The 17880-nt window shown below is 41.5% G+C and carries 15 protein-coding genes; 5 read left to right on the top strand and 10 right to left on the bottom strand.

What is annotated here, in order from left to right; all coding sequences use genetic code 11:
• The first annotated feature begins 70 nt into the window (after nt 1–70).
• Nucleotides 71–952 (top strand): AraC family transcriptional regulator, encoded by an 882-nt coding sequence (locus DK188_RS05460; protein ID WP_111669786.1) that lies wholly within the window; start codon nt 71–73, stop codon nt 950–952.
• Nucleotides 953–961: 9 nt separating this feature from the next.
• Here DK188_RS05460 and DK188_RS05455 read toward each other — a convergent pair whose 3' ends face one another.
• The 10 genes from DK188_RS05455 to DK188_RS05405 all read right to left on the bottom strand — a co-directional run bounded on the left by DK188_RS05455 (nt 962) and on the right by DK188_RS05405 (nt 13875).
• Nucleotides 962–1639 carry a LytR/AlgR family response regulator transcription factor gene (locus tag DK188_RS05455; RefSeq protein WP_111669785.1) on the bottom strand — a complete coding sequence of 226 codons (678 nt, stop codon included), beginning with the start codon at nt 1637–1639 and terminating at the stop codon, nt 962–964.
• The gene (locus DK188_RS05450; RefSeq protein ID WP_111669784.1) at nt 1636–3063 is read right to left on the bottom strand and encodes a sensor histidine kinase; all 1428 of its coding nucleotides are present in this window, start codon (nt 3061–3063) and stop codon (nt 1636–1638) included. Before DK188_RS05450 ends, DK188_RS05455 begins: the two co-directional genes overlap by 4 nt.
• 488 nt (nt 3064–3551) lie before the next feature.
• Nucleotides 3552–5018, bottom strand: a complete 1467-nt coding sequence (locus DK188_RS05445) for an SLC13 family permease (protein WP_111669783.1) — start codon at nt 5016–5018, stop codon at nt 3552–3554.
• Between the two features lie 115 nt (nt 5019–5133).
• Complete coding sequence (locus DK188_RS05440) at nt 5134–6045, bottom strand: TIGR01777 family oxidoreductase (RefSeq protein ID WP_111669782.1); 912 nt, start codon at nt 6043–6045, stop codon at nt 5134–5136.
• A gap of 446 nt (nt 6046–6491) precedes the next feature.
• On the bottom strand, nt 6492–6989 hold the full coding sequence (locus tag DK188_RS05430) for a GbsR/MarR family transcriptional regulator (protein WP_111669780.1): 498 nt from the start codon (nt 6987–6989) through the stop codon (nt 6492–6494).
• 98 nt (nt 6990–7087) lie between these two features.
• Nucleotides 7088–9118: a M13 family metallopeptidase gene (locus tag DK188_RS05425; protein ID WP_111669779.1), complete on the bottom strand. Its 2031-nt coding sequence runs from the start codon at nt 9116–9118 to the stop codon at nt 7088–7090.
• Nucleotides 9119–9260: 142 nt separating this feature from the next.
• Nucleotides 9261–11075: an adenylate/guanylate cyclase domain-containing protein gene (locus DK188_RS05420; protein ID WP_111669778.1), complete on the bottom strand. Its 1815-nt coding sequence runs from the start codon at nt 11073–11075 to the stop codon at nt 9261–9263.
• 26 nt (nt 11076–11101) lie between these two features.
• Nucleotides 11102–11524: a hypothetical protein gene (locus DK188_RS05415; RefSeq protein WP_111669777.1), complete on the bottom strand. Its 423-nt coding sequence runs from the start codon at nt 11522–11524 to the stop codon at nt 11102–11104.
• A gap of 145 nt (nt 11525–11669) precedes the next feature.
• A complete protein-coding gene (locus DK188_RS05410) occupies nt 11670–13304 on the bottom strand; it encodes a M1 family metallopeptidase (protein WP_111669776.1) in 1635 nt (544 codons plus the stop codon).
• Between the two features lie 100 nt (nt 13305–13404).
• Complete coding sequence (locus DK188_RS05405; protein WP_111669775.1) at nt 13405–13875, bottom strand: hypothetical protein; 471 nt, start codon at nt 13873–13875, stop codon at nt 13405–13407.
• Nucleotides 13876–14049: 174 nt separating this feature from the next.
• Between DK188_RS05405 and DK188_RS05400 the strand changes: the two genes are divergently transcribed.
• From DK188_RS05400 to DK188_RS05385, 4 genes are all read left to right on the top strand, one after another.
• On the top strand, nt 14050–15324 hold the full coding sequence (locus tag DK188_RS05400) for a sterol desaturase family protein (protein ID WP_111669774.1): 1275 nt from the start codon (nt 14050–14052) through the stop codon (nt 15322–15324).
• Nucleotides 15325–16431: an XdhC family protein gene (locus DK188_RS05395; RefSeq protein WP_111669773.1), complete on the top strand. Its 1107-nt coding sequence runs from the start codon at nt 15325–15327 to the stop codon at nt 16429–16431. It abuts the gene before it with no gap.
• A gap of 10 nt (nt 16432–16441) precedes the next feature.
• On the top strand, nt 16442–17023 hold the full coding sequence (locus tag DK188_RS05390) for a nucleotidyltransferase family protein (protein ID WP_111669772.1): 582 nt from the start codon (nt 16442–16444) through the stop codon (nt 17021–17023).
• Nucleotides 17024–17111: 88 nt separating this feature from the next.
• On the top strand, nt 17112–17825 hold the full coding sequence (locus DK188_RS05385; protein ID WP_157963168.1) for a hypothetical protein: 714 nt from the start codon (nt 17112–17114) through the stop codon (nt 17823–17825).
• Nucleotides 17826–17880 lie beyond the last annotated feature (55 nt).

Genomic DNA, 17880 nt, shown 5'->3' with positions numbered 1-17880 from the left:
GTTTTACCTTGATTTATGACTGTTTTTTATCATTTTCGATAAATATTTTATTTAAAAAGAGCAGAAATCAGTGAAAGGCCCTTTTCAAAAATCCCGAATTCCGGAAGGTAAAGCATTTGTAATCAATGAATTAAAAGCTCCCTATTTTGATGTCAACTGGCATTTTCATTCGGAGTATCAACTGTTTGTCGTATTGAAGGGTAGGGGAACCCGATTCATCGGCGATCACATGCAAACCTTCAAAGAAGGAGATATGGTACTCACGGGACCTGATCTACCACACCTGTGGAAGAATGACAAAGCCTACCATAATCCTGACAACAACCTGAGCGTCCAAGGAATTGTGATCTATTTTCCTGATAATTTTCTGAATAATTCTGTTTTTTCTTTGGTGGAATTTGAATCCATCGCACTGATGCTGAAAAAGTCAGTGCGAGGAATCGAGATTTCTGGTCAAACTAATCAGCTGGTCAAAGCAATGATGATCGAGCTCTTGGACCTGAAAGGGGGATGCAGCTTGATTCAACTGCTAAAAATCCTACAGACCGTGGCCGACTCTACGGATTGCAAACTGATCACCGGCGCTGCCTATATCAATACCAACAAAGAATCCGAACGGGATAGGATGGGGCAGGTGTATGAATATGTCATGCAGAATTTTCAGGGGAAAGTCAGCTTGGAAGAAGCCGCTCAGCTATCAAATCTGTCGGTTTCGGCTTTCAGCAGGTTTTTCAAATCCAGAGTTAATAAATCTTTCTCAGATTTTCTGACTGACGTCCGGATTTCCCATGCCTGCAAATTACTTCACGAAACGGACCTGAATATCAGCGAAGTATCCTATGATTGCGGCTTTTTTACGCTTTCTAATTTCAATAAATTATTCAAGGAACGGATGAACATGACTCCGGTTCAATACCGCAAAGAGTTTCTGAACACATTCGCTGGAGGGTAAAAAAACGACCTAGGTTTTCAAAACAGCGACAACTTGGTCTAAATACGATGAACTCACCGGGACCACAAATCCATTCAAATGGAGTTGGTGTTTTTCTGCCTTTTTCACCAAATTCTTATTCGCAAGAAATGATCGGTGTGTCCGAATAAAGGATGCGGGCAATAGTTTTTCGCATTCGGAAAGGGTCATTCTGGAAATGATTTTTTCTTTTTCCAACTGAAAAGTCACATAGTTCCCTTGCGCTTCGCAAAACAACAAATCACTGAAATCAACCCGGATCTGCCCTTCACTTGTCTTTGCAAAGAGAAAAGTCGGTTCATTTTTGGGCTGGAGCTCAATCCATTCTTGGGCTTTTTGGCAAGCTTTCAGAAAGCGACTGAGATTAAACGGCTTTAGCAAGTAGTCTAAGGCATCAAGTTCAAAACCTTTGACTGCATAATCCGAGTAGGCGGTAGTGAAGATGACGAGGGTTTCTTTGGGGAGTAAAGCCGTCATATCGATCCCTGAAATATCCGGCATATTGATGTCCAAAAAGACCAATTGGATTCCTTCATCTTTCAGATATTCAAGCCCTTGGATAGGATTGGTGAAAGTTGCTTTGAGATCTAAAAAAGGCACTTTGGAAGCGTGCGACTTGATCACTTCCAAAGCGTAGGATTCATCATCAATGGCGATAGCCGATATCATTTATTCTGGAGTTGGATAGAAAGGTGAACAAAGAAATCTGTGTCGTTGGCAATGATATTGAGCTGGTGCCGGTCAGGATATACAAGTTGAAGTCGGCTTTTTACATTCTCCAGACCGATTCCGGACTCTTCTCTGGATTGCTCGGAGGCAGGCTTGTCGGGATGGACGCTGTTGACCAAGTCGAGGTGCACCGAACCGGCAATACATCTTAAATTAAGTCGAATCCATGATTTTTCCTTGGAAGAAATACCGTGTTTGAAGGCATTTTCCACAAATGGAATCAACAGCATTGGAGCGATTTCTCCGGAACATTGGTTTTCATTGATTTGAAAATCAGTTTCAAGATTTGCCTGAGCCCCGAAACGGAGCATCTGCAAGTCAAGGTAATTCTTAAGATAGTCAATTTCGCGTGAAAGGGGAATTCGCGGAAGTTGATTTTCATGAAGCATGAAGCGCATCATATCTCCGAGTTTCTGGATGCCGTCGGAGGTTTTCTCCGCATTTTCAATCAAGGAACTGGCATAGAGCGTATTCAGCGCATTGAAGAGAAAGTGCGGATTGATCTGCGAGCGCAGGAAATCCATACTGGCATTGCCGTGATTGACCTGGCTGGAAAGCGAGGTGATCTGGCCGATATAGGAATCGTATTTTTTGAAAATAAGTGATGTCAAGGGGAAAAAGATCAGTTGGATAAAAGCCACCGTTCCCAGGCCTCCAATGAAAAATATCTCCTCCTGGTTAGATTCTGCAGAAATGATAAAGAAACCTATCAGAATTACCGCCATCAAACCCCAATTGTACCAACGGGATTGCTTGATTTTTCCGGCTTTTCTTTTTCCATAGACCAGGTAAAAATTAATCAAGCTAGCGCTGAATATGACTGGAATAAAGAAGGCGAAAATAATCGCTGGACCATGACTCGCAATAGGCTCGATCTGTATCAGACAAAACAAAGTGAACAAATAGGCGATAATCAACCTAATGATATTGTAGAGCTGAAAATCCCGGACATTGGGAGGAGTAAGGGACTGGGACAGGACATGAGAGGCCAAGAAATAACAGATATACAAGACCACGATTCCCAAGTAAAATGCGGGAAATGGAGCATTGATCAGCTCAGTATTGAATCCGAATAGCGCTATAATCCCGAAGGAAACCATTCCTGTCAACAAGGTCCAAATTATGATCAGCCACTTTCGGGAGGCAATTTCATACTTGGGAATCAGCACCATATGAATCAGGTGAAAAGCCCCGTATATCGTAGCCAAAATGAGCAAACGACTGGAAAATCTAAATATGGCAAAACCTGAATCATCATAGAATGAAGGTCGGTGGCCGAAAAGCACAAAGAGAAATGCGGTCAAAATTGCAGTGGTGACCATCCACCATTCGACTTGTCGAAAATCTAAACTTTTGGATTGCATGGTATAAAGTAAGGAGGATTTGGGTTGGGAGATTTTATTTTTTTGATGGAAAAGAAAACTTCTTAGCCAAATACCAAAATCAGATTATAAACAATCCCTGCTGCAATAAGGATGTGATAGGCTGTTTTTCGGTTCATGTTGTGCTCAGAAGTTTTCAAAAGTTGGTTTAGTTTTTAGGTTGTCTAAAACTTGAACCAAGATTAGGGTAGCTTCCAACGGGTATCAAAAAAATGTGACGAATGAGCTGGTTTGAGGGGTGGAAAATGAAAGAGGGTTTGAAATTTGAAATTTGGGATTTGAGATTTTGGGCTCCTTCAGTCAAACTGGATAGGTAGTTGTGTTAGACTAAGTGAAATTACATGTCAGGTTGAGCACCTGAGCGACGCGAGTCGTGAAGTACGATACCAGACTTCGACTACGCTCAGTCTCACACCATCAAGCAGCTTAACCTGACACACATTCCAGCATTCTAACTTTAGCTTTCTGACTTAAAAAGGATATTTCTCCAGCTCAATACCCCAAATCAAAGGCAGAATGAAGTACACCATAAGAGTGATGATGGCAATGGAGACTAAGTTGAGGCGGAAGCCCGCCTTCACCATATCTTTCATCTGAAGATATCCCGAACCGAAAACCACGGCATTTGGTGGGGTAGCTACAGGTAGCATAAACGCACAACTGGCAGCCAAAGTAGCCCCAATCATCAACCCAAAAGGATGCAAATCAAGCTTGAGTGCAACGGAGGCTAATATCGGAAGCAGCATCGAAGCGGTCGCAACATTGGAAGTGACTTCGGTGAGGAAATTGACCGAGGCCACGATAATCAGCAGCAAAACGATAAATCCAATGCCGTCAATCGATTCAAATCCGCCGCCAATCCACTCTGCAAGGCCTGTTTCCTTGAAGCCTTCGGCCAAAGCCAAACCACCGCCAAAAAGAATCAAAACGCCCCAGGGAATCTTTTCGGCAGTTTTCCAGTCTAGGATCCGCTCGTTTTTCTGAGAAGAGGGGAGTATAAAAAGTAAAACCACTCCAACCAATACGATAATCGTATCATCAATTTGAGGTAGGATTTTAGCAAGTAAAAAGCTTCGGGTGATCCAAGCGAAACAAACCATTCCAAATACTGCCAAGACTACTTTTTCCTCGAAACTCATCCTTCCGAGAGAGTTTAGTTGATTTGCAATCACGGATTTGATATTTTCCAGATTCAGCTTTTTGGGCAATGGATTGGCACTTTTTACCAAATAAATCCAGCAATAGACCAGAAGAAGTACTGCAAAAGGAAACCCAAAAAGCATCCATTCATTAAACCCAATGGAATAGTTATAGAGTTCTTTCACGACAGCAGCCAAAATTGCATTGGTAGGGGTTCCAATCAGCGTTGCCATACCACCAATCGAAGCAGAATAAGCTATTCCCAGCATAATATTTTTTCCCAGATTGGAAGCAATGCTGTCATTCTCGGGACCAAGTTGGGCCTTAAACTGATTAACCACGGCCAAACCAATCGGCAGCATCATCAGGGCTGTGGCGGAATTGGATATCCACATGGAGAGAAATCCTGTGGCCAAAATGAAACCCAAAACAATCCTCCGAAGATCTGTACCCATCAGATTGATGATATTCAAAGCAATACGTCGATGAAGGTTCCATTTTTCAATTCCTGTTGCCAAGAGAAATCCACCCATATATAGGAGAACTGTGGGGTGCATGTAATTATCCGAGACAGATTCAATAGTCAGGATTCCTAGCAAAGGCATCAGGATCAGTGGCAAAATCGCCGTGGCTGCAATGGGTATCGCTTCAGTGATCCACCAGATGGCCATCCAGCAAGCCAAACCCAGCATAGCTTGAGCCGCTGGGGTCAATCCCACAGACTGCACAAAAAAATAAATCAGCAGAAATGAGATCGGGCCGAAGAATAAACCAAGTCGGGGAAGCCAATTCGACATGTAGGAGGATATAGTGGGTTGGAGGATTAATTGAGAAGGAAAGATAAAAAAGAATCCCGAAAGGACTTCGGGATTTTATATTTAACATAATATAAATTATGTAACTCTATTGTGGTCAGTTGGAACAGAGATCAACCAGGGATTCATCAATTCTTGGAAATTGAAACTTATAACCTTCATCCAGTAACCTTTTTGGTATCACCTTACGACTTTTCAAAACCAATTCAGTTTCGGTTCTAATAATAACGGCACCAATCTCTAATAACCATCTAGGCATAGGAATACCAAGTCTAACTTTATAAACCTTTCGTAATTTCATCATAAACTCCTCATTTGGGATAGGATTTGGACTACTCACGTTTATTGCTCCATGTATTTTTTCATTCTGCATCACGAAATCCAAAATATTCAAAAAGTCTTTTTCATGTAACCAGCTAAAAAATTGATTTCCCTTTCCCTGCTTACCACCCAAACCAAGTTGAGCAAGTGTTTTCAACGGTGAAAGAGCCCCGCCATTTTTGCCTAAAACAATTCCTGTCCGGATTGCAACTTTCCTAGTATCCTGCAAATGGAAAGAATTGAATACATCTTCCCATTTTTTGCAAACATCTACTGAAAAACCGGTACCAAATTCTCCAGTCTCTTCATCCATGGATTTATCGAGGGAATGCCTGTAAATAGTTGCTGATGAAGAATTGATCCAGAGTTTGGGTGGGATTTTACATTGTTGAATTGCCTTTCCTAAAACTTCGGTGGAATCTAATCGAGTTGAATATATCAAGTCCATATTTTTCTGGGTATATCGACAATCCACTGATTTACCATTCAAATTTATTAATACATCAGCATTTTCTAATGCAGTGCTCCAATTACCCAATGTCTTCCCATCCCAGTTTAAATAGTGGACATTATTAACATTACGCGTTGCTCCCCTAGTGAGGACAGAAATTTTGGAATCACTTTTATGATGATCAATAATACATTGTCCTAGGAAACCTGTGCCACCAGCTAATACTATATTTTTCATAAATATTTAAGCTATATGTTGTTTGGAGTTTCTTCTCAATTTGAAAAAGACAAATAGGTTAAAGAAATGCATAGCTCCAAGAATAAGAATTATACCACCTATTTTGAGACTCAAACTTTCTATCACTTCCTGCACTGAATTGATTTCCGAATAAATCTGGAGGGTATATACTGCGTATCCAATGTTAATCAGATAGAAACCGACCACAAGTAATTTGTTAACACTGTCGGCCATTTGTTCATTTTGATGGAAAATATCTATTAAGAAAACTCTTCCATTGTTAAAGAGGGTTTTTGCTACCCAGATAGTCAAGGCTATCGTGACTAGTAAATAGATTGTGTAAGAAACAACAATGTAGTTCATAATTTTTGGGATTAAGTTGAAATATTTGTTTTCATTATTTTCAAATCGTTCAATAATTTTTGAAAGTTAAAAATCAAAAAAAATTATATTTTGAGTAATAATTTAAAAAACCAATTCTGATCCGAATTTGTAAATTTAACTAAGGTGTTATCAACCTTCTGAGAAAAGTCAAACAACTCAGCAGTTACTTTTTTAAATTCTTCTACTTCCTTTTTATTCTCACCTGAAACTCCCTGAACTTCTTTTAAAATACTCAGAATTGGTTCTATTTCTCTTCGTCGTCTTTCTCTAGAAACCTGTTTAGCTAGCTCCCAAACGTCTTTACTTGTGGAAAAGAATTCTTTACGTTCTCCAACTTTAAACTCCTTTTTTACAATACCCCAGTCCATCAATGCGCGGAGGTTCATGTTTGCATTTCCCCTAGATATTTGAAGTTCTTCCATTATTTGCTCAGCAGAAAGTGGCTCTGTGGCCAACAATAAAAGCGCATGGATTTGAGCCATAGCTTTATTTATCCCCCAGTTAGAGCCTAATGTTCCCCATGCCTGGATAAACTTATTTTTCCCTTCTAAATATTCCATATTTCAAATGTATTCTATATTTCTATACTTTCAAATATTATTGAAACTTATTTTTCATTCTAGGGATCGAATCAAAAAAAAATTGTCTTATTTATTTCCTACCAAATCTTAATCCTTTCACCTTCTGCCTTGAAATTCTTTTCTCCTGGCTGCACATTGAATGCGGTGTAGAATGGATCAAAGTTCATCAGCGGGCCATTTACACGCCAGATTGCTGGTGAATGGGAATTGGTCGTGACATAGTTGCGCATGTACTCATCCCGGGTTTTTACTCTCCAGATCCGGGCAATGGATAGACAAAAGCGTTGATCCGGTGTGTAGCCGTCGATTTTGGTGGTGTCTTGTCCCTGTTTGGTCAGCTTGAAGGCTTCGTATGCGATATATAGCGCGCCATTATCGGCTGTGTTTTCACCGATGGTCATTGCACCTTTCAGCGGTACGCTATCCAAGACGGTAAAGGAATCGTATCGCTCGATCAGTTGCTGGGTTTTGCCTTTAAACTTCGAATAATCGGCATCAGTCCACCAGTTTTTGACGTTGCCGTCTTTGTCATATTGCGCACCCTGATCATCAAAGGCGTGTGTCAGTTCGTGGCCTATGACCATGCCGATGCCTCCATAATTGATCGCGTCGTCCGCATAGAGATCAAAATATGGGTATTGCAAGATGCCGGCAGGGAAGACGATTTCATTCAGCGAAGGATTGTAATAGGCTGTCACTGTCGAAGGCGTAGTCCCCCACTCGTCCTTGTTGGGTGCTTTTCCGAGTTTGTCAGCTTGGTACCGATAGTCGTTTTCCATCAGTGCGACGACATTTTCGAAGTACTTTTCACGGTCGATCGTCACGGCATCATAGGTCCTCCAAACATCCGGATAGCCCACTTTCTTTCGGATGGCGTAGAGCTTTTCGATGGCTTTGGTTTTGGTGCTGTCGCTCATCCAGTCCAGCTGTTTGATGCGGGTTTCGAAGGCCCTCTGGAAATTGTCCACCAGTTCGGAAATCCGCTTTTTGGCATCTTCGTTGAAATAGCGTTTTACATACAATTGACCCAGTGCAAATCCCAATTGACGATCCACTTTGCTGACCATTTGCTGTGCTCGGCTGAGTTGCTTGACTTGACCCTGGACTACTTTTTCGTACTCAAAACTCGCTTTTTCGAATGGCTCACTCAGGACATTTGCATAAGTATTGAGTGAACTTGCTTTCAAATACATCTTCCAATCGGCCAATGAACCTGTCTGAATAAGTCCATTCAGCTTTTCATAGTAGGCAGGCTGACGCACATCCACCGAATCAGCAGCCAGATTCAGTTGCTTAAGCATCTTCCCAAAGCCGATATTCGGCATTTTTGAATCCAGTTCAGAAACTGCCATTTTGTGGTAGTTTTCTTTCACTACCCGACGTTCGATTCTTGTTTTGTGAGATTCGGCCAAAGCTTTTTCAATCCCATAAACTACTTCAGCGCTCTTTTGGGCATCTGTTTGATTTGATCCCGTCAGTGAGAAAAGTGTGGCAATGTAGGTTTTGTAAGCTTTTTGGATGCCTAAAGTGGCAGAATCGGTTTTGAAGTAGTAATCCCGATCCGGTAAGCCCAATCCCGATTGGCTGAAATGAAGAATATTAATGCTGCTGTTTTCCTGATCTGGGGAGACATTCATTCCGATGATGGAATTATTGCCACGGCTGATCTGCTCTGCTACGAATTCCAGCATCGCAGCCTTATCTTCGATCGCCTCAATCTTTTGCAAAAGTGGCTGAATGGGCTCAAACCCTCTGGCATTGATCACGTCTGTCGCCATGCCAGATGCGTAGAAATCCCCTACCTTCTGCTCATTGCTGCCCTTGGGATGCGATTGTGCAGAGACTTCTTCGAGGATATTTTCCAAAAGCTGTCGCTGTGGAATATTCAAAAACGAATAGGACCCCACTCCTACCTGATCATCAGCGATAGTCGCTGTATCGTACCACCTGCCATTGACATGCATGAAAAAGTTGTCGCCGGGCTTGATACTAGGATCTATTCCAGAAACATCGACAAATTGGCGATTGGGTTGCTCTTCTTTGGTTGCAGATTTTTCGCAAGCGGAAAGGGAACAAATCAACAGTGCTAAAAACAGGTAATTCTTCATGTGAACGATTGGGGTTTGATTGAATTTGGTTAAAAAATTTTGAGCTTCAAATGCCGTTTTGGGATTTTTCCAATTATTCTTTCAAGTGGATGAATTGGGAGTTGAGAGGTCGGAAAGTTTCTCAGTTGATCTCTAAATCTTCTCAATCTTTAAGAAAATACATCTCCCAAGTACCTCGATTTTTGATGTCAATACTGCCACGGAATTCGCAGTCAAATTCATCCTGAATCAGCTTATAGGTGGTCTCTGACAAGTTGATTTTCCCGGGAACGGAGTTAGACTCCATGCGCGACGCGATATTGACCGTGTCTCCCCAGATGTCGTACTGCCACTTTTTGATGCCCACGATACCAGCTACCACCGGTCCGGTGTGAATCCCAACTCTCATCTCGAACGAACAAATCCCTTCTTCCTTTTTACCATTGACAAAGGCCATCATCTCTTTAGCTGCCAAGATCACATCACGCGGGTGTGTATCATTTTGCTTTGGCAAGCCGCCCGCGCACATGTAAGAATCTCCGATCGTTTTAATTTTTTCCAGATTGTGACGGGTACAGATTTCGTCGAATTCTTTGAAATAAAAGTCCAAACTGCTGACGAGCTGCTCAGGTGAAGTGTTTTCAGCGACCGCTGTGAAATTTTTAAAGTCAGTAAATAAAACGGTCACAGATTCTGACCGTCTAGCTTTCACTTTGCCGTTGAGTTTAAGTTCTTCGGCGGTTTCGTGAGGTAAAATATTCAGCAAAAGTTCTTCAGATCGATTCTTTTCCTCTTCTATTATTTTCTTGGTCTGAGCCTCATAGCGATAGCGTCTGTAAGCGGCAAATGCCAGAGAGGCAATCAACAACATCGCCAACACCACACCATAGATGATAAACTGCTGTCTTTTGGTCTGCAAATCCTTGATGAAGGCTTCCTTTTCCAGCAGGTCTACTTCAATCTGTTTTTGAGAAACTTCGTAATCTGTTCGCAGATTCGCCATCTGCTGTACGGCACTTATATTATTGACACTGTCCCGATAGATGATGTGTTTTTTGTAGAATTCCAGTGCTTTCTCCGAGTCCCCTGCTCGCTCATAGATTTTGGAGAGAATCAGGTTTGCATTACTGATTTGGTCTTTGAGACCATAGTGATTGGCTAGTTCCAAGCTTCGATTGGCATAATTCAAGGCCCGGTTACGGTCTCCATTTTCGAGGTAGATCGAAGACATGAATTCCAGATAGACGGATATGGGATAAAACTCCCTGTACATTTCCAGCATTTCGATCGCAGTATTGAGATTTTCTTCTGCGGCTGAATTGTCCCCATTTTGTGCATAGATCATACCCAGATTCCCAAAACAATATGCTTCACCGATTCGGTAATTCACCTTTTGGAAGATTGTTTTAGCTTCCAAAGTATAAAGCAGGGCGGAATCCAGTTTACCCAAATTCAGGTATTCGTCTCCGGCATTGAATATGCCACTGGCCAACGCTAGGGAATCCTTGCCGTTTCGGAGAATTTCAATACTTCGGCCGTAGTAAATGGCCGCGTTCTGACTGTTTTGGCTTTGGGAATAGGTGTCAGCTATCGCCAAAAAGACCTTTCCTCTCCCCTCTTGGTAATTGGCTCGGTCTGCGAAAGCCAGACTTTGGAAATAGTAATCCAATCCTTGAGATAGTTCCCCTCGTAAGACGTGCCCGTTACCCAGCTGCAAATACCCGTAATAGGCCCCGATGAAGGCAGAGTCGGTCAAGGATTTTTCTACTAGGATTTGTGCATATTTTAGGATACTGTCCGGATTGGGTTCGTTTTGAAGGATGTGCTCCAATAGCATTGGATCCTTAGAATCCTGCTTGAAATAGCGTTCTTTTAAACTATCCAAAAGGGTTTCCCGCTTTGCCAGATCAATCTCAGTCTGCGAAAATCCGCAATGGAGATTTAAAAAAAAGAAGAGAACAACCAGGAATCTTTTCAAATCCTATTTTCAAAAGAATGTAAAAATCAAATTACCCTAATTTTTGGATCGATTTTAAATTTCCGCTCAACGCCTCCGGAATTGACCAAAAAGTGTATTCGGTATTCCTCCTCAGAGCCTGATTTTGCCTTGTTGACATAGCCATCTTTATGGGTTTTGCCCGAGCTCTTTCTAGAATCATAGATTTTGATCATCGATTTCTTCTTTTTCACCAGAATCTTGGTGATAATCACAAAATCCTGAACACTATCCATGATGTACATCGCAGCACCCACCCAAGCCAGTTTGGATCGGTCATGGATTTTACTGGTAAAGTCTTCTCCTTTTGGTAGATCGTTGTGATTATCTCCAAGCAGAATACAGCTCAATACTTCTTCAGGTGATGGTTTTTCAGGTAAACCTATGATTTTAACAGTATCTACATACAAGGTGATGATGGTATCCTTCATGATGTTTTGATTTTGGGGTTCGATGGGGAAAAATTCAATTTGGTCAAAAGTGTAAGTCCTTATCTCAAAGTACGGGTAAAATTGGTAAAATACAATAAATCAATTTTTTACATTTGAATAGTGATAGAATCATCAAGATTGCATATTATCTGATTTTTAGGCTTCCTACATAATAATCCGGATCAATGATGAGCTCAGTTTTTCGGTCTACAGCTACTTGAGACCATTTGGTACTTGGTTTTATTCTCAGCTTCTTTTCGCCCATTTCCACATCTACCGGCATAGTAAAATCAGCATTGCAATTAGCCCATCGGAAGTTCAGAGTCTGATCATCAGAAAAGTAGTATTCCAGTATCGGCACCGTATTATTCCTCAGGTATTGATCAAAAAATGGTCTCAGGTCCATTCCTGACTTCACAGCGATGTAATGCTCAATTTGATCTGTGCTGACGGTCTGGTGATAAAACTCTTGATTGAGCCCCCGAAGGATCATTCTCCACTTTTCGTCGTCATTGAGTATTTCCCGGAGGGTATTGAGCAGGTTACCGCCTTTGTAATACATATCTCCCGAACCGCGCTGATTTACCCCATAAGTTCCGATGATGGGTCTATCATTTAGAATGTTCATTCGCGTGCCACGAACATACTCCTGACCGGCCTCTTTTCCATAGTGGTATTCCAAAAAGAGGCTTTCCGAATAATTAGTAAAACTCTCATGAATCCACATGTCAGCCACGTCTTTGTAGGTGATGTTATTGGCAAACCACTCATGTCCAGCTTCATGGATGATGATGAAATCAAATTTCAAACCCCAGCCCGTTCCACTCAGATCCCTACCGAGATAGCCGTTTTGATACCCATTGCCATAAGTCACCGAACTCTGATGCTCCATTCCTAGGTATGGCGCTTCCACCAGTTTGAACCCGTCTTCATAGAATGGATACGGCCCAAACCAATGCTCAAAAGCCTCCATCATCCGTCTGGCATCCTGAAAATGGACTTTTGCTTTCTCCAGATTATCTCTCAGGACAAAGTAATCCATGTCCAGCGTGCCTTTCTCTCCTTCGTATTTCTCCCCAAAAGTCACGTAATCTCCAATGTTGATATTGATTCCATAGTCATTGATGGGATTCACAACTGACCAGTGAAAGGTATCGGCGGTACTTCCGACATCAATTCCCACCAAGCGCCCATTTGAAATATCCATCAGGCCTTTTGGGACAGTCACGCTGATTCGTGCACTATCCACTTCATCTGCCGGATGGTCTTTGCTTGGCCACCAGATGCTTGATCCGATTCCCTGATTGGAAGAAGCGATGAAATGATTCCCATTGCTGTCCTTTTGCCAAGTGATTCCTCCATCCCAAGGTGGTCGGATGGCTTCTTTGGGTTGACCTGAATAGCTGATGATGACTTCTTCGAAATTGCCCGGCAGCTGCTTTTTCACCAATGAGATAAAGTGAGCGGCTCCATCTTTTCGGATTTTCAACTCTTGGCCGTCTTGGGTCACTGAGGTAATTTTCAATGGTTCCTGAAGATCAATCTGTAAAACCTGAGCTTCATTTATAACTTTGTATCTTACAATATTTGAACCTTTTATAGATTTTGATTCGGGAAAAATTTCTACGTTCAATTGATAAAAATTCAAATCCCACCACCCTCGCTCTGGTGTGATACTACCACGCAGTGTATCGGCACGGGTGAATTTCTGCTGGGAAAATACAATTAAGGGAAACAGGGAAATCAAGAATACTAGAATAGATTTAATCGAAGTGTTCATGGTATGAATCGGAGTTCTAATTTTTCTGTCAGAAAAGTATACCTAAAGTATATAATTGAGCATACAAGTTTCTACAGAATCGGAATAGTTTGGATTTTTATCAAAGGTCTTCTATACGGACTTCAAAATCGCTCTGAAGATCTTCGTGAAGCGTGGAAATCAGCTTTTTCGATTTTCCAATTTGAACTTCATAGAGGTTGGAAATCACCGGATAGCGGAAACTAAGATAGCTGTACTTTTTCATCAATTCGCAGAAGTACACTATCAGCTCAGCCTGATCTGCTTTGTTTTTACTCAGTTTGAGTGCTTTGTTGAGTTTTCTTCGGGTAGTTTGAGCAGCCTTTTTAGCCAGGTGATAGTTTCTGGTATTTGCAGTTTGGAATGCTTGATCCAATTCCTCTTTGACCGAATCCACAAAGAGATTGGGCTGATCTCGTTCGTTGAGTTTGAAGTAAAGAAAAGCCTTATTATCTCTAGAAAATTTGGCTAAATCAACGATCACTTCGGTCAGTTCTTTCTCGGAGAGGTAGCTGAGGTCTTTTTTGAGTTGGGCTAAACTGGGGATTTCCATGGAGTGAGGCTTAGATTTCAAAGATATAAGATCAGGTACAAAGCGTTGTAAAAACCAGTGGCTTTGATTCAAATCAAATAGTTTGCCTTTGAAAGCTGATTCGAGTCATTTTAAAATATCTTTTTGATTTGATTGGGGTTAATTTTTAAGTTTAATGCAAGAACAATAAACCCGATGGAAGCTTACGGACAAATCTTATTAATCGCCATGCCAGCCTTTTTTGTTCTGGTCCTATTCGAGAAATTTTGGGGAATATGGAAAGGCAATGACACCGTGCCACTCAATGATATGATTTCCAGCTTGAGTTCGGGCATCACCAATGTGACCAAAGATGTGCTAGGTTTAAGTATTGCAATTATTTCCTACGATTGGCTGGTGACCAAATTTGGTCTGGTCCAGTTTGAGGCCACATGGATTACGTATGTGATTGCCTTTATTGCATTGGATTTTGCGGGATATTGGACACATCGTATTGCTCACGAATACAATATTTTTTGGAACAATCATATCATCCACCACAGCAGTGAGGAGTTTAATCTAGCCTGTGCACTGCGACAAAGCATCTCTTCCATTGTTCGGATTTTTGGGATTTTCCTTTTGCCGGCAGCACTGCTTGGCGTACCTCCTGAAGTAATCGCTGTGGTAGCCCCTTTACACTTATTTGCGCAGTTTTGGTACCATACGCGCCATATTGGTAAAATGGGTTTCTTGGAAAAAATCATTGTTACTCCCTCCCACCATCGGGTTCATCATGCGATCAATCCACAATATTTGGACAAAAATTACGGTCAGATTTTTATCATTTGGGATAAAATCTTTAAAACCTATCAGGACGAATTAGACGATGTGCCCGCAGTCTACGGAGTCACTAGACCTGTGCAAACCTGGAATCCTGTCAAAATCAATTTTATGCACCTTTGGCTGCTGATCAAAGATGCCTGGCGGGCAAAAAAATGGTCTGACAAAATCAAAATCTGGTTTATGCCGTTAGGTTGGCGACCTTCGGACGTTGCTGAAAAATATCCCGTGCACAGAATTGAGGACGTATACCACTTCGAAAAATATAATCCTCCTTTGACCAAAGGAATGGTCATTTGGAGTTTTGGTCAGCTGATTGCCTTACTTCTATTGCTTAGCTATTTATTCGGCAACTTAGCTGCGATCGGGGCTCCCGGAATTTTCTTTTATGGCGGCTTTGTTTTCCTAACTGTCTATTCGTACACAGAACTCATGGACCGAAATCCTAACGCATGGGCATGGGAAGTATTAAAGACTGCCTATGCGATGTATTTTATTTTGACTTCCGGTGATTGGTTTGAGATGAATACCTTTTTGCCGGGTTCAATCTATATTTTGGTAGGGTACTTGGTGATTTCCGCCGTATTTTCGGTTTGGTTTTCCTTCAAAAAGGAAAAGGTTGAACTCACCAATAATCTCCGAATGCAATAAATGAAAGAGCTCCAAGAGATCATCAAAGCCTACGAAGTATGTAAATCCACTAGAGAACCTATAGCTTTGGCCACGGTAGTGCAGGTAGATGGATCAGCCTATAGGAGGCCTGGAGCCCGAATGCTGGTCACTCAGGAGGGCAAGCTTACGGGTGCGATCAGTGGAGGTTGCTTGGAAGGCGATGCGCTGCGCAAAGCCCAAACGGTGATTTTTCAGGGAAAATCCATGCTGGTCACTTACGATACGACGGATGAAGACGATCAGAAATTTGGGGTCGGGTTGGGTTGCAATGGCATCATTCACGTCTTGATCGAACCCATTGATTTTGAAAATTCGGAGAATCCCATTGAGTTGATCAAAGCAGGATTTTCGGATCGGCAAACTTCGCTCCTGCTCACGATTTTTTCAGTTAAACATTCCAAATCAGAGCAGATCGGCACCATCTTCCTTCAAAAAGGTGAAAATGACTTTGGATCTTTTTCAAAAGTTCCTGAGGATTTCAAATCAAAACTACAGCAAGAAATTCAGGCTTTCGATAGTCCACAAAGCCAAATTCGGGCCTATGATGAATTTGACCAACTTTCAGTTTTCTTCGAAATTCTAAAACCGGCCACTCGGATTTTACTTTTTGGGGCGGGAAATGACACGATCCCTTTGGCTAAAATGGCTGATATTCTGGGTTTTGAATTGATTTTGATTGATGGACGAAAAAATCTGGCCACACCAGCAAGATTTCCTTTTGCGAAGCAGATCATTCAAGGTCCTGCAGAGGAGGTGATCGATCAGATCCAGTCTGATCTAGCCACAGTTGCGCTGCTGATGACACATAATTTCGAGTATGAAGCGGTAGTCCTTGAAAAGTTGTTGACCTTTATGATTCCGTATATCGGGATTTTGGGACCAAAGCGAAAGACTGAAAAACTGATTCAAAGACTAGAATCAAAAGGAATTCAAGTTCACATCGACAACATTTATGCACCGGTAGGTATTGAGATTGGAGCCGAGACCTCTGAAGAAATTGCCCTTTCAGTTTTGGCAGAAATCAAAGCTGTGTTGAATAAAAAACAGCCCATTTTCCTACGGGAAAAAATCGGTCCTATACACTAAAAAATCTGAAATGAAGACTGGAATCATCATATTGGCAGCCGGCGAATCAACCCGACTTGGCTACCCCAAACAAATCGCCAAATACAAGGATAAAACTTTGCTTCAGCTGGCAATAGATGCTGCAAATGGATGTGATGTACATAAACGAGTGCTTGTACTCGGTGCAAATCGGGATGAAATCAAAAAGACTTTTCCAGGAGCCAGTATCCCAAATATTCCCAATCCGAACTATCAAAAAGGAATGTCCTCCAGTCTTAAAATAGGCCTGGAATACATGCTCAAGTTCGATGCCCCGGATCAGATCATCATCATGCTCTGTGATCAGCCTTTTGTGGATGCGAAGATATTGAACAAGTTGATTGCAACTCAGGAGAAAGAAGGAAAAGACATTGTAGCATGTGCCTATTCCAAAACGATTGGAGTGCCTATTCTTTTTGGAAAAGCGTATTTTCAGGAATTGATGGAGCTAAAAGGGGATGAAGGTGCCAAGAAAATAGCGCAAGCACACGAAGAGGGTTTGGTGACAATCTCTTTTCCAAAAGGCAAAATCGATATTGATACGGAGGATGATTTGCAACAATTAAAAAATTGAGGCCAATAGCTTTTCAATATCCTCCGAAACCAACTTAACCTATATTTTCCTTAAATCGGCATTGTTTGATATAGACTACTATTCCAAAATGAAATTCTTCTTTGCTGCATTAATTCTGCTTTTGTCATTCAGTTGCAAAACGACAACTGAACCGGAAGATTTCAAAATTATTTCAACTGTGCTTTACGAGCTTGAACAACGCGAATGGTTGGCGAAAGATATTTACCCAATTATGCCCCCACCGCCAGAATCAAGAAAATATTTTATAGAATCACAAGACGATTTAACACCTGGAGTAGCTAGTGTTCGTTTTGACACTCTCGTGATAAGATATCAACAATACCTGACTCGAATCTCTCAACGTATTGTGGATAGTACATGGATATTCATGGCAACTTCAAACTACCTAACCGGTGGACCTTGCAAGGGATGTAGAATCTCACCAGATTCTTTAAAGTCCAAACCAAATTATAAAAGATATGAAAAGGTACTTTCAGACTTCCAGACGACCGAACTAGCGGAACTTGAAATTTCGTTTGAGCAAATTGAGTATTTCGGAAAATATCACTTAAAGTCAATCGATGATTTCCCTCCAAGAGAAGACATGTACAACGGGACTCTGAACTTTTTGAGTGGTGGTGAACTTGACTTTACTAGATTTTACCAACAAGACAACCTAGGTTTGATTTACTTTTCAATATCCAATTGTGAAATGGACTGTGGCGCAGGTTATTTGGTACTCCTTGAACGAAAGAAGGGAGAATGGAAAATCTTCGATATAATACTCCAATGGACATCATGAAAGACCCATAATTTCATCTAAGAATGAATGTCACTTCAGTAATGTAAATCAGCGG

The organism is Algoriphagus litoralis (assembly GCF_003259255.1).
Lineage (GTDB): Bacteria > Bacteroidota > Bacteroidia > Cytophagales > Cyclobacteriaceae > Algoriphagus > Algoriphagus litoralis.
Note: the sequence above shows the minus strand (reverse complement) of the source record. Positions and strands in the feature narration are given on the sequence as shown.